This is a genomic window from Cellulomonas sp. P5_C5 (assembly GCF_054049655.1).
In genome coordinates this window covers 40,514-53,627 of record NZ_JBFULY010000023.1, presented here as the reverse complement: position 1 = coordinate 53,627, position 13,114 = coordinate 40,514, and the positions used below count along the sequence as shown (strand labels likewise).

Below are 13,114 nucleotides of genomic sequence, written 5' to 3'. Positions count from 1 at the left end.
CGTGTGGGCGCCGCGAGCCGACGGTCAGCGGTCGGCGAGCAGCCGGTGGGCGCCGACCAGGGCCGCACCGACGGCGACGAGCGCTGCGGCGGCGATCCCGTACGCCCATCCCTCGCCGCCGGTCTGCGCCAGCCGCTCCGTCCGGTCACCGGTCGTGGTCGCCCGCCCCTGCAGCTGCCGCGCCGGTGCCGCGCCGACGCGCTGGACGGCCCCGGTCATGACGACGGCCTGCGTCTCGCCGACGGGCTGCTGACCGGCTGCGACGGTCGGCCCCACCCGCGGCTCCGAGAGCGGCCTCGTCCCGGCGACGAGCGTGGTCCACGAGACCACGGTCTCCGGTGGGACGACCGTCTCGGGCGGCGTGACGGTCTCGGGCGGGACCACGGTCCGCGGCGGGACCACCGTCTCCGGCGGCAGCGTCGTCTCCGGCGGGACCGTCGTCTCCGGCGGGACCGTCGTCTCCGGCGGGACCACGGTGTCGGGCGGGACCACCGACCTCGGCGGGACCGCCGTCTCGGGCGGGACCGCCGTCTCGGGCGGGACCGCCGTCTCGGGCGGGACCGCCGTCTCGGGCGGGACCGCCGTCTCGGGCGGGACCGTCGTCTCGGGCGGGACCGTCGTCTCGGGCGGGACCGTCGTCTCGGGCGGGACCGTCGTCGTCACGCCGGCATCGACGCCGCAGACGGGGGCGCGCCCGACGTAGCTGTCCCGCTCGGCCTCCCCGCTCAGCACCACGGACGTGATGCAGGAGTCCGTCGGCAGCCCCGGCAGGGCGGACCACGGCAGGAACGACGCGGCACCCAGGTCGTCGCCGACGTGCAGCCGGACCTCGTCGGCGGTTCCGCGGAACGTGTACGTCACGACGACGTCGGTACCTGAGCCGAGCACGTGGTCGGTGGGCAGCTGCAGACCGCGGAACGTCGCGACCGGCTCTCCGGGTGCGGCGAAGGCGGTCGCGGCACCTCCGCCCAGGAGGGCTGCGGTGAGCAGGACGACGGCGGCGGTACGGACGGTGCGCATGGGAAGGACCTCGTTCTGGTGGGGGGCGACGCGGTCAGGCGTCACGGCGGGTGAGGACGAGAGCGGCGGCCGCGAGCGCGGCCACCACCCACGCCAGGAAGGTGGCCAGGCCTGCGCCAGGCGACAGGGTGGAGCCGGCGCCGAGCGGGCTGATCGAGGTGATCGCCTGCCCTGCCGCGGACGGGAGGAGCTCGAGGAGGTGCGCCCAGGACTGCGGCAGCAGCACGGTGAGGATCTGCGGGAGGAGCAGGACCACCCCCACGACCGTGGCGACGGCGCCGGCGACGGTGCGCAGCAGCACCCCGACGGCCATCCCGATGAGGCCCACGCCGACCAGGTAGACGACGGACCCGGCGAGGGCGCGCAGGGCGAGCGGGTCGGTCAGCGCGAGCGTGGGGATGCCCGTCGAGCGGAGGTACGCGGAACCGACGACCGCGGAGAGGACGAGCCCGAGCGTGGCGGCCGGCACGAGCAGCGCCGTGAGCGCGGTCGCCTTGGCCAGCAGGACGCGGGGTCGGTCGGGGACCGCGGCGAGCGTGGTGCGGACCATGCCGGACGCGTGCTCGCGTGCGCCGACGAGAGCGCCGAGAGCGCCGACGACGAGGATCGCGAGCCCGGTGCCGCCCAGCAGGGCGGGGAACGTGTCGGCGGGACCGGCGACGTCGGCCGCGGTCACGGAGGCCGCGCCGAGGATGCCGAGCGCGGCGAGGACGAGGACGAGGGCGCCGGCGGTGACCCAGGTGGACCGCAGGGTGGTGAGCTTGAGCCACTCGGAGCGGACGGCCCGGCCGGTGGTCTGGCGCAGGTCGCGGTGGTCGAGGGCCGGCAGGGTCGTGGTCATCGGTGGGCGCTTCCTGTGCGGACGAGCGTGCCGCGGTGGGTGACCGAGGCGTGGGTGAGGTTCATGTAGGCCTCCTCGAGCGAGGCGGTGGCGGGGTGCAGGTCGTGCAGCGCGATCCCGTGCAGGGCGGCCGCCTCGCCGATGGTCGCGGCGGGGACGCCGGTGACCTCCAGGACGTGCGGGGCCTTGCGCCGGACGGTGACGTCGGGGCTGGTCAGCAGCCGGACGAGCCGGTCGGGCTCGGGCGTCGTCACGCACACCCGGTTCTCCCCCACCCCGGAGAGGAGCTCCGCCATGGGCACGTCGGCGATGATGCGGCCGTTGCCGATGACGACGAGGTGGTCGGCGGTGAGCTCCATCTCGCTCATGAGGTGCGAGGAGAGGAACACGGTCCGGCCCTGCGCGGCGAGGTCGCGCAGCAGCGTCCGGATCCACAGGATGCCGTCGGGGTCGAGGCCGTTGACCGGCTCGTCGAGCATGACGATCTGCGGGTCGGCCAGCAGGGCCGCCGCGATCCCGAGCCGCTGGCCCATGCCGAGGGAGAAGGCTCCGGCGGCGCGGTCGGCGACGTCGGCCAGGCCGACGAGCTCGAGCACCTCCTCGACGCGACGCCTGCCGATGCCGACGGTGGCACCGAGCACGCGCAGGTGGTTGCGCGCGCTGCGTCGCTTGTCGACGGCCCGCGCGTCGAGCAGCGCGCCGATCGTCGCGACGGGTGCGACGAGGTCGCCGTAGGCCCGGCCGTCGACGAGCACCCGGCCGGACGAGGGCCGGTCCAGGCCGAGGATCGCCCGCATGGTGGTGGACTTGCCGGCGCCGTTGGGTCCGAGGAAGCCGGTGACGAGCCCGGGCCGGACGGTGAAGCTCACGTCGTCGACGGCGGCCGTGTGCGCGTAGGTCTTGGTGAGGTGCTGGACCTCGATCATGTCTCGCTCCTGGGTCTGTGGTGACAGATCCAGGGTCGTCCGGGCAGGGGGTGCTCGGCGTCGTCCCAGCGCAGACACTTGCGGGTACTGCGTCCGCAGTACGGGGTCAGTGCGCGGCGAGGCCCGCCTGGTACGCGAGCACGACGAGCTGCGCCCGGTCGCGTGCGCCGACCTTCGTCATCGCACGGTTGACGTGCGTCTTGGCGGTGAGGGGCGACAGGTAGAGGCGTTCGGCGATCTCGTCGTTGCTCAGCCCGTGCGCGACGAGCTCGACCACCTCGCGCTCGCGCGGGGTGAGCGCGGCGAACGACTGCGCGTCGACGACCGGCCCGACCGGGACGTCGAGGACCTGGGCGATGAGGGCCCGGGTCGCCTTCGGTGACAGCAGCGACTCCCCCGCGGCGACCGTCCGGATGCCGTCGAGCAGAGCGGCCGGCCGGACGCCCTTGCCGAGGAACCCGCTGGCGCCCGCGCGCAGGGCGGCGAGGACGTACTCGTCCATCTCGAAGGTGGTCAGCACGATCACCTTGACCTCGGCGAGCTCCGGGTCCGCGGCGATCCGCTCGGTCGCGGCGATCCCGTCGATGCCGGGCATCCGGATGTCCATGAGCACGACGTCCGGGCGGGTCCGGCGCACCGCGTCGACCGCCTCGGCCCCGTCCCCGACCTCGCCGACGACCTCCATGTCGTCCGCGGCGCCGACCAGGGCGGCGAACCCTGCCCGGATGAGCTCCTGGTCGTCGACGACGAGCACGCGGATGGTCATCGTCGCGACCCTGCGTCCTGGTGTGCGCCGGCACCGACCGCCAGCACGGGCAGGACGGCACGCACGCGGTACCGGTCCCCGACGGGTCCGACGTCCAGGGCTCCCCCGACGGCGAGGACCCGCTCGCGCATGCCGACGAGGCCGTGCCCGCCGGGGCCCGCGGCGGCGTCGGGTCGGACGGTGTTCGACACCTCGACGGTCAGCGCGTCGGTGCTGTGCGTGAGGGTCAGCCCCGCGTGACCGACGCCGTGCTTGTGGGCGTTCGTGAGGGCCTCCTGGATCACGCGGTACGCGGTCAGGTCCACGACGGGCGCGAGCGGACGGGGCTCGCCGTGCAACCAGTAGTCGACGACGAGCCCGGTGGCGTGCACGTCGTCGAGCAGCCGGTCGAGCTCGGCCAGCCCCGGGGACGGGGTGGTCGCCGGGTCGTCGCCGGGTTCCCGGAGCACCTCCACGAGCGTCGCGAGCTCGGTCAGCACGCTCGCGCTCGCGTCCTGCACGTGCTCGAGCGCGGCGCGGGCGGCATCGGGACGCGTCAGCAGGAGCGTCTCGGCGACGCCGGCCTGCACGCCGATCACCGCGACGTGGTGGCCGAGGACGTCGTGCAGCTCGCGCGCGATCCGCAGGCGCTCCTCGGCGACCTGCCGGGCAGCCTCCGCCTCGCGGGTGCGTTCGGCACGCTCGACGCGGTCCCGCGCGTCCGCGAGGGTGGTCCGTCGTGAGCCGACGGCGAACCCGGCGGCGAGCACGACCGCCAGGAGGGCCGTGGAGAGCGCGACGTCGTCCTCCCACCAGACGCCCGAGCGGACCCTGTCGACGACGGCGACCGCCGTGACGTCGAGCGCGGCCGCGACCGTCGCGGCGAGCCGCCGGTCCCACGCCACGGCGCTGTACACCGCGATGAGCGCCGGGCCGAGCGCGCCCGCTCCGGGGCTGTCGACGGCGGTCGTCACGCCGAGCGCGAGCCCGGTCGTCGTCAGCGCGACGAGGGGTGCGGTCCGTCGCCACGCGAGCGACGCCGCCCCGAGCAGGACGAACGTGGCCACGAGCGGGTCGAGGTCCACGCCACGGCGCGCGAGCAGGCCGGCCGCGACGAGCACGAGCACCGCTGCCGCCGAGGCGTCGCGCAGGCTGACGGGGCGACTCCGCCACGCCGCCCACGCTCGTCCACCCATGCTCGGCACGATACCCAGGGGGCGACGGTCTGCACCGTCGCCCCCGACCTCGGATCAGCGCGCCTGCCTCACGAGCGTGACCACTGCATGCTGGTCGCCGTGGTGCAGGTCCTCTGCTCCAGTGCAGCGCCGGCGGCGGTCGAGCCGTTGACCACGGTCAGGCACTTGTCGCTGTTGAGGTTGACCAGCTGGGAGTAGCCGTCGCCGGTCGAGCGCCAGGTGAAGACCTGGTTGGGGTTGGTGTGGCACGTGTACTGGATGACGGCCGCCCCGTCGGCCGTGGACGCGCCGCTGACGTCGATGCACTTGCCGCTGTGCACGCTCTGCAGCCGCACGTTGCCGCTGCCGGCATCGAGGAAGCGCCACTGCTGCCAGGCCGTGCCGCTGTTCGTCCACTGCCCGATCACCGCGAGGTCGGCGAGGCTGGCCTGCTGGACGTCGACGACCTGACCGCTGGTGCGGTTGGTGATCCGGTACGCCGTCGGGGTGGTGCTGCCCCCGCCGCTGAACTGCCACCAGTTCACGTTGAACAGGTTGCCCGTGCCGCCGGCGAACCGCAGGTACAGGTCGTGCGTGCCGGTCGCCCCGGACACCGCACAGGTGGTCGTCGTCCAGGCCTGCCAGCCGCCGGTGCCTCCGACGGTGCAGGTGCCGACGACCGGGCCGCTGGTGCCGTCGAGCCGCACCTCGATCCTGCCCCCGGAGGTTGCGGAGGCTACCCGTGCGGAGAACGAGGATGCCCCGGTGCCGAACGCGACGCCCTTGACCTTGACGTAGTCCCCGTTCTCGATGAAGCCGATGTTCATGCCGCCCTCGGTGGCCGGCTCCGTCTCGATGCCGGAGCCCCAGGCGATCGTCTCGGCCTCCTGCCGGACGTACGGGTCGAGCGTGCCCACCTGAGGCGCGCCGGTGGACGTCATGGTGATGGTCGGGATGGTGCCGTCGGAGCTGTAGCTGAACTTCTCGACCGCGACGGAGCGCGTGTAGCCGCCACCTCCTGGCAGGGCCCCGTTGTGGTAGAAGAAATATGACCCGCCCTTGAAGTCGATGACGCCGGCGTGGTTGGTGAAGCTGCTGCCCTGCGTCGGCATGATCGTCCCCCGGTACGTCCACGGCCCGGTGGGGCCGGGTGACGTGGAGTAACCGAGGAACTCCGAGCAGCACTTGGCGGCGAACACGTTGTAGTAGAGCCCGCCACGCTTGTAGACCCAGGGCCCTTCCTCGTAGAGCGTCGGACGGTTGGCGACGTTGCCGGTGCGGGTCCCGAACCCGGCGGTGGTCAGCGGGATCTTCGTCGCGCTGCCGGAGTACGAGATCATGTCGGCGTTGAGCTTCACGTACCAGAGGTTGGGGTTGCCCCAGTAGAGGTACGCCTGCCCGTCGTCGTCGATGAGGACCGTCGGGTCGATCTCGTTGGTGCCCACGAGCGGACGGCCGATGGCGTCGCGGAACGGGCCGGTCGGGCTGTCCGAGACGCCGACCCCGATGACCATCTGCCCGGTCGACCTCTGCCGCACCGGGACGTACCAGTAGTACTTCCCGTTGCGGGCCACGACCTGCCCGGCCCACGCGTTCGCGTCCGCCCAGGAGAACGTGGCGAGCGACATCGGCGAGCCGTGGTCGGTCCAGTTGACCATGTCGGCCGACGAGAAGACCCGCCAATCGCGCATCGTGAAGTAGGTCGAGGCGTCCTCGTCGTGCCCCGTGTAGAGGTAGACGCGGCCGTCGACCACCAGCGGCGCCGGGTCGGCGGTGTAGAGGTGCTGGACGATCGGGTTGTCGGCCTGCGCCGGGGCGGGCAGCAGGGTGACGGCGCAGACGAGGGCGACGACCAGGGCCACGACCGAGCGTCGACGGCGCGTCATGACCGGGTCCAGCGCTGGTTGGTGCCGCCGTGGCAGGACCACAGGATCACGACCGTGCCGTTCGCGGAGCCACCGCCGTTCACGTCCAGGCACAGGGACGGGAAGCGGACGTTGCTCACCGTGCCGTTGCCGGCGAACGTCCACTGCTGGTTGGTCCCACCGTTGCAGTCCCAGACCTGCACCCGGGTGCCGTTGACAGCGTTCGGCGGGACGTCGAGGCACTTGCCGAGGACGCGCAGCGTCTGGCCGTCCTGCGTGAGCTGCTGGTTGGCGTTGGTGTGGCAGTCCCAGATCAGCGTGCCCGTGCCGTTGGTGCTGCTGCCGCGGTCGACGTCGACGCACCGCCCCGCCGACACGCTGCGCAACCGGAACGTGGTGGGGGTCGACGGGTCGGTGGTGGTGCCTCCGCTGACCCGGTACACGACCGTGCCGTGCGCCGGGACGCTCGCGGAGATGGTCCCGGTCGTGGTGGAGGTGCCGTTGGTCCACGCGTCCCGCAGCCCGAACGAGGTGCCGCTCTTCCCGATCGCCGTGGCGGTGGTGGAGACCGTCGTGGTGGAGCTGCCCTGGTTGAACAGCGCGACCGCGACGTCACCGTTGGCCAGCCGCTTGGCCAGCACCCGGCGGGTGCCGTCGTTGGACACCTGGACCGCCTGCCGGCCGAGGGTGTCCTGGTTGATCGCGATCAGGTTGGCGTTCTTGAGGATGTCCAGCGTCCCCGAGCCGGCCGAGCGCAGGTCGTTGCCCATCATGAGCGGGGCGGCCATCACGGCCCACAGCGCGAAGTGGCTGCGCATCTCGGTGTCGGTCATGCCGCCGTTGCCGACCTCGAGCATGTCCGGGTCGTTGAACCCGCCCGGCGCCGCGTACCCGGCCATCGGCACGGTGACGTTCACGATGTTCTGGATGCCCATCGGGTAGTCGTTGATCTGGCCGGTGTCCCACGCCCGGGTGATGTCCTCCGTGGTCCGCCACAGGTTGGCGACGTCGCTCCAGTTCCGCTGCGGCCCGGTCTTCTCGTGGATGCTGTTGGAGTTGATGCTGTAGACGATCGGCCGTCCGGTGGCCTTGAGCGCGTCCCGCATGATGCCGAGCCGGGAGACCTGCTCGGCGATGCTGCCGGTGGGTGAGCACCAGTCGTACTTGAGGTAGTCCACTCCCCAGGCGGCGAACTGCCGGGCGTCCTGGTACTCGTGGCCGAGGCTGCCCGTGGACCCGGGGTAGGCGTCGAAGTACTGCGCGCACGTCTGGTCCAGCGGACCCTGGTAGATGCCGAAGAGCAGCCCGCGGGCGTGCAGGTAGTCGCCGAGAGACTTCATGCCGCTCGGGAACCGCTGCGGGTCCCCCTGCAGGTTGCCCTGCGCGTCCCGGTTCGGGTTGAACCAGCAGTCGTCGACGACGACGTACTTGTACCCCAGGTCGCGCAGCCCGGTGTTCACGATCGCGTCGGCCATCTGCCGGATGAGCGTCTCGTTGATGTTGCAGCCGAACGTGTTCCAGGTGTTCCAGCCCATCGGCGGTGTCCGGGCGACGCCGTTGTCGAGCGCCACGGCTGGTCGCGGGGCGACGACCGCGTCGGTCGTCACCGTGGCGAGCGTGAGCGCCAGGACGCCGAGGACGGCGGCGAACCATCTCTTGGGTGTACGCACGTGCATCTCCTTGCTCCGGGGACGTGAGCCCTGCCGGCGCTCGCCGGCACGGCTGTCCTGCGCGGGCCGACACCCGCTGCGGCCGGTGGGTCCGACCCGTCTGACGTGGGGGGCGCCGCCTCCTGCGAGGCATGGCCCTCCTGTCGGCGGGGGCCGGGTTGCGGTCGTCGCCGTCGTCGCGCCCCGTCGTTCGGGTGATGGCGTCGTTGCCAGCGCGACGGTGATGTTATCGCTAACATTTATCGATAAAACGTTTCAGACGCGCATATTCGTCTCGATCCCGTCCGCGGCATCCCCGCCCACGACGGACAGCGCGGGGACCCGTGCGGGGGATGCGTCGCCCGCGCATCTGGCGTAGAACGGATCGCATGTTCGACGAAGGTCAGCTCTATGCCCCCGTCACCGCCGACGAGGACGGCAAGGCCACCGTGCACCTGGCCGACGACCACCCCGGCGCCGACGACGACGCGTACCGCCGCCGCCGGAACGAGATCGCCGCCCCCGCCCTCGCCTGGCAGCCCGGGAAACCCGTGCCGCAGGTGGACTACACGGAGTCGGAGAACGCGATCTGGGAGACCGTGTGCCGCGAGCTCGCGCCCAAGCACGAGCGGCTCGCCGTCCGCGGCTACCTGGAGGGCAAGGAGTCGCTCGCCCTGCCCACCGACCGCGTGCCCCAGCTCGACGAGGTCAGCGCGGGCCTCGGTCCGCTCAGCGGCTTCCGGCTACACCCGGCGGCGGGGCTCGTCCCCCTCGACGTGTTCTACGGGTCGCTCGCGGACGGGGTGTTCCACTCGACGCAGTACCTGCGCCACCCGTCGCAACCGCTCTACACGCCGGAGCCGGACATCCTCCATGAGGTCGTGGGCCACTGCAACCTGCTCGCGAACCCTGCGATCGCCGAGGTCAAGCGCCGTGCCGGGGAGGCCGCGCGCCGGTGCGAGACGCCCGAAGGCCTGCAGTACGTGGCCGACGTCTTCTGGTTCACCATCGAGTTCGGGGTCATGTACGAGGACGGTGAGCTGCGTGCCTACGGCGCGGGCCTGCTCTCCTCGTACGGGGAGATCGAGGAGTTCCGCGGGGCCGACATCCGCCCCGTCGACTTCGACCAGATGGCCACCCTGGCGTACGACATCAGCCACTACCAGCCGATCCTGTTCGCCTGCGACGGCATGGGCGAGCTCACGGACCGGGTGGCCGGGTTCTTCGCCGACTTCGACGACGAGGTGGCGGCCCGGCTCGCGCGGAGCTCCGCCTAGCCGAGCAGGTGCTGCCCGAAGAACGCGGCGAGCTCGTCCGTCGCGTCGAGCGGCAGGACCGCCGCGACGTACTGGTCGGGCCGGACGACGACGACGCACCCGCCACGGTCGACGCCGCGCAGCTCGAAGATGTCGTCCACCGGGTCCACGGCGAAGACGTTCTCGTAGTCGATCAGCTCGAACGGGCCGGTGCGCGGCAGGAAGAGCGTCGGCACGGTCGCGATGTCGACGTCGACGTGCCGCTGCTGGTGCACGACCTTGAGGTCGAGCACGTCGAGCGTGGGGGCGTCGGCTGAGCTCGCCATCCACCCCGCCCACGTCGTGAGGGCGGAGGCGTCGGCGTCCGCGAACGCGTACACGCGCCAGCGGCCGTCGGCGCGGTGCTGGTGCCCGAGGTGCAGGGGGTTCGCGTCGGCGACCCGGACGACGGGGGCGGACTTGAACCGCTTCCCGACGGGGAAGCCCGTGGCGAGCGCCTGGTGGACGGGCTCGGCGACGACCATCGACGGCGGGTACTGCGTCATGAACCCGAAGAGGAACTCGGTGGTCCGCACGTAGAACTCCGCGAGCCGCCCCGGGTCGCCCAGCTCCTCGGGCGACTTCGCCATGAGCGTCGACCACTCCTTGTCGAAGTCGATGAGGTTCTGCGCGACCACCTGGCGCTCGGCGGAGTACGTGGCGAGCAGGGTCTCCGGGCTCCGGCCGGAGAGCACGTACCCGAGCTTCCACGCCAGGTTGAACCCGTCCTGCATGGACACGTTCATGCCCTGGCCGGCCTTGGCGCTGTGCGTGTGGCAGGCGTCGCCGGCGATGAAGACCCGAGGGGTGCGCATGTCCGCCGCGTCGGTGGTCACGTCGTCGAACCGGTCCGTGAGCCGGTGCCCCACCTCGTACACGCTGTGCCACGCGACGTCGCGGACGTCGAGCGTGTACGGGTGCAGGATCTCGTTCGCGTGGTCGATGATCTGCTCGATCGTCGTGCTGCGCACCTCGTGGTGCGCGTCGGGGTCGATCTCCCCGAGGTCGACGTACATGCGGAACAGGTGGCCGCCCTCCCGTGGGATGAGCAGGATGCTGCCGCCCGCGCCCGACTGGATCGCGCACTTGAGGCGGATGTCCGGGAAGTCCGTGACCGCCAGGACGTCCATGACGCCCCAGGCGTGGAACGCCGAGTTCCCCTCCATCGTGCAGCCGATCGCGTCACGCACCCGGCTGCGGGCCCCGTCGGCACCCAGGACGTACCTGGCGCGGACCACCTTCTCCTGCCCGGCCCGCTCCCCCGCCGTCCGCACCAGCGTCACGTCGACGTGGTCGTCGGACCGCTGGAGACCGCGGAACTCGTACCCGTAGTCGGGCACCATCCGGCTGGGTGAGAACGCCATGTACTCGGCGAAGTAGTCGAGCACCCGCGCCTGGTTGACGATGAGGTGCGGGAACTCGCTGATGCCGCCGGGGTCGTCGGCCGGTCGTTCGCCGCGGACGATCCGCGACGGGTCGTGCGGGTCCGGGTGCCAGAAGCACATCTCGGTGATCCGGTAGGCCTCCTCGGCGATCCGTCCCGCGAACCCGAACGCCTGGAACGTCTCGACGCTGCGCGCCTGGATGCCGTCCGCCTGCCCGATGGGGAGACGCCCCGCGCGGCGCTCGACGATGCGCGTGCTGACCCCGGGGAACTGGGACAGCTGCGCGGCCGCGATCATCCCGGCGGGGCCGGTGCCGACGATGAGGACGTCCACCTCGTCGGGGAGCTCGTCGGGCCGGTCGAGGCCGACGCCGGCCGCGGGCTGGACGCGCGGGTCCCCGGAGACGTAGCCGTGGTGGTGGAACTGCATGGGACCGACTCCCCTGACGCCGCTGTCGGGTTCTTACACGCTGAGCAGGATCGTATATCATCCGTTCCACGCCGCAACGACGCGGTCGACCCGGTCCGGGAGGCCCATCCATGCCGACGGTGTCCGCGCACGTCGCCATCACGCTCGCCGCGCACGTCGACCACGTCTTCGGGGTCATGGGCAACGGCAACGCGTACTTCCTCGACGCCCTGACGTGCCAGACCGCCGCCCGCTTCACCCCCGTCCGGCACGAGGCCGGCGCGGTCGTCGCGGCCGACGCCTTCCACCGCGCCTCCGGCAGGCTCGCCGCGGCGACCACGACCTACGGGGCCGGGTTCACCAACACCCTCACCGCGCTCGCCGAGGCCGTGCAGGCGCACGTGCCGCTCGTCCTCGTCGTCGGCGACGAGCCGACGTCGGGGCCGCGCCCCTGGGACGTCGACCAGATCGCGATGGCGTCGGCCGTCGGCGCCCGCACCTACACCGTCGGCCACGCGGACGCCGCCGCGACGACCGTCATCGCCGTCGAGCACGCCCTCACCTACCGGGTGCCCACCGTGCTCGCGATCCCGTACGACGTCGCCACCCTGGACACCGGCCCGGTGCCCGAGATCCCGGCCCCCCGCCTGCCCGCACCGCTGGCCGTGCGCGGGGAGTTCGCCGACGGCGTCGTCCGGGAGATCGCCGCCGCCCTCTCCGCCGCGCGTCGGCCGCTGCTCCTGGCGGGACGCGGCGCGTGGGTCGCCGGCGCGGGTGCGGCGCTCGGCGCCGTCGCCGACGCCACGGGTGCGCTGACCGTGACGACCGCCCTGGGACGCGGGATCTTCCCCCGGTCCGAGTTCGATCTGGGCGTCGCCGGCGGGTTCGGGACGCAGGACGCGATGGCGCTCGTCCGCGAGGCCGACGTCGCCGTCGTCGTCGGAGCCTCGCTCAACCAGTTCACGATGCGGTTCGGCGACCTCTTCGCGCCCGGGTGCCGCGTCTTCCAGGTCGACGTCGCGCCCGCAGCGACCCACCCGCACGTCGGCGGGTACGTCCGGGGGGACGCCTGCGTCGTCGCGGAGGCGGTCCTCAAGGAGCTGGACGGAGCGACGCCCAGCGGGTGGCGCGAGTCGGTCGACCTCACGGACGCGCGACGGCACGAGCCCGGCGACGGGATCGCCGCGGACGGGCGGCTCGACCCGCGCTCGGCGGCGGCCCGCCTGGCCGAGCTGCTGCCCGAGGACCGCGTCGTCGTCTCCGACGGCGGGCACTTCCTCGGCTGGTCGAACATGTACTGGCCGGTGGCCTCGCCCGACCGGATGGTGATGGTCGGCACCGCGTTCCAGGCGATCGGGCTCGGCTTCCCCAGCGTGATGGGGGCGGCGCTCGCCCGGCCCGAGGCCACCATCGTCCTGACCACCGGGGACGGTGGCGCGCTGATGGCCCTGTCCGACCTCGAGTCCGCGGTGCGGGTCGCGGCCGGCCGTGGGATCGCCGTCGTGTGGAACGACGGGGCGTACAGCGCGGAGATGCACCTGTACGGGCGCCGCGGGCTGGCCCAGGACCCGATGCTCATCCCGGACGTCGACTTCGCCGGGGTCGCCACCGCGCTCGGTGCGCTCGGGGTGGCCGTCCGGTCCGTCGACGACCTCGACGTGCTGACGGCGTGGCGGGCCCGGCCGGCGGACGAGCGACCGTTCCTGCTGCTCGACCTGCGGGTCTCCGGCACCGTGGTCGCGCCCTTCTGGGAGGAGATCACCCGCGCGAGCGGCTGACCTGCGACCGACCACCACGGACGGAAC

10 protein-coding genes are annotated in these 13,114 nt (G+C 72.7%); 2 read left to right on the top strand and 8 right to left on the bottom strand.

Annotation, left to right across the window (positions count from 1 at the left end; genetic code table 11):
* Positions 1 to 24 precede the first annotated feature (24 nt).
* The 7 genes from ACXJKF_RS16675 to ACXJKF_RS16645 form a co-directional block, all read right to left on the bottom strand.
* Complete coding sequence (locus tag ACXJKF_RS16675; protein ID WP_456788834.1) at positions 25 to 1,020, bottom strand: hypothetical protein; 996 nt, start codon at positions 1,018 to 1,020, stop codon at positions 25 to 27.
* 34 nt (positions 1,021 to 1,054) lie between these two features.
* Positions 1,055 to 1,861: a hypothetical protein gene (locus ACXJKF_RS16670; protein WP_456788833.1), complete on the bottom strand. Its 807-nt coding sequence runs from the start codon at positions 1,859 to 1,861 to the stop codon at positions 1,055 to 1,057.
* Positions 1,858 to 2,787, bottom strand: a complete 930-nt coding sequence (locus tag ACXJKF_RS16665) for an ABC transporter ATP-binding protein (RefSeq protein ID WP_456788832.1) — start codon at positions 2,785 to 2,787, stop codon at positions 1,858 to 1,860. The genes ACXJKF_RS16670 and ACXJKF_RS16665 overlap by 4 nt, the downstream gene beginning before the upstream one ends.
* Positions 2,788 to 2,893: 106 nt before the next feature.
* Positions 2,894 to 3,553: a response regulator gene (locus ACXJKF_RS16660; RefSeq protein WP_456788831.1), complete on the bottom strand. Its 660-nt coding sequence runs from the start codon at positions 3,551 to 3,553 to the stop codon at positions 2,894 to 2,896.
* Positions 3,550 to 4,728, bottom strand: coding sequence for a sensor histidine kinase (locus ACXJKF_RS16655; RefSeq protein ID WP_456788830.1), 1,179 nt, complete (start codon positions 4,726 to 4,728; stop codon positions 3,550 to 3,552). The genes ACXJKF_RS16660 and ACXJKF_RS16655 overlap by 4 nt, the downstream gene beginning before the upstream one ends.
* A gap of 68 nt (positions 4,729 to 4,796) precedes the next feature.
* A complete protein-coding gene (locus tag ACXJKF_RS16650) occupies positions 4,797 to 6,593 on the bottom strand; it encodes a family 43 glycosylhydrolase (protein ID WP_456788829.1) in 1,797 nt (598 codons plus the stop codon).
* Entirely contained in the window at positions 6,590 to 8,248 is a 1,659-nt protein-coding gene (locus ACXJKF_RS16645) for a glycoside hydrolase family 27 protein (RefSeq protein WP_456788828.1), read from the bottom strand. Before ACXJKF_RS16645 ends, ACXJKF_RS16650 begins: the two co-directional genes overlap by 4 nt.
* A gap of 362 nt (positions 8,249 to 8,610) precedes the next feature.
* Here ACXJKF_RS16645 and ACXJKF_RS16640 point away from each other — a divergent pair, with 362 nt between their 5' ends.
* The gene (locus ACXJKF_RS16640; protein WP_456788827.1) at positions 8,611 to 9,498 is read left to right on the top strand and encodes a phenylalanine 4-monooxygenase; all 888 of its coding nucleotides are present in this window, start codon (positions 8,611 to 8,613) and stop codon (positions 9,496 to 9,498) included.
* Here the strand turns inward: ACXJKF_RS16640 and ACXJKF_RS16635 are convergent.
* Entirely contained in the window at positions 9,495 to 11,330 is a 1,836-nt protein-coding gene (locus ACXJKF_RS16635) for an FAD-binding monooxygenase (RefSeq protein WP_456788826.1), read from the bottom strand. The two genes, ACXJKF_RS16640 and ACXJKF_RS16635, sit on opposite strands and share 4 nt — an antisense overlap.
* Positions 11,331 to 11,440: 110 nt before the next feature.
* Between ACXJKF_RS16635 and ACXJKF_RS16630 the strand changes: the two genes are divergently transcribed.
* Positions 11,441 to 13,087, top strand: coding sequence for a thiamine pyrophosphate-binding protein (locus ACXJKF_RS16630; protein ID WP_456788825.1), 1,647 nt, complete (start codon positions 11,441 to 11,443; stop codon positions 13,085 to 13,087).
* The last annotated feature ends 27 nt before the right edge of the window (positions 13,088 to 13,114 follow it).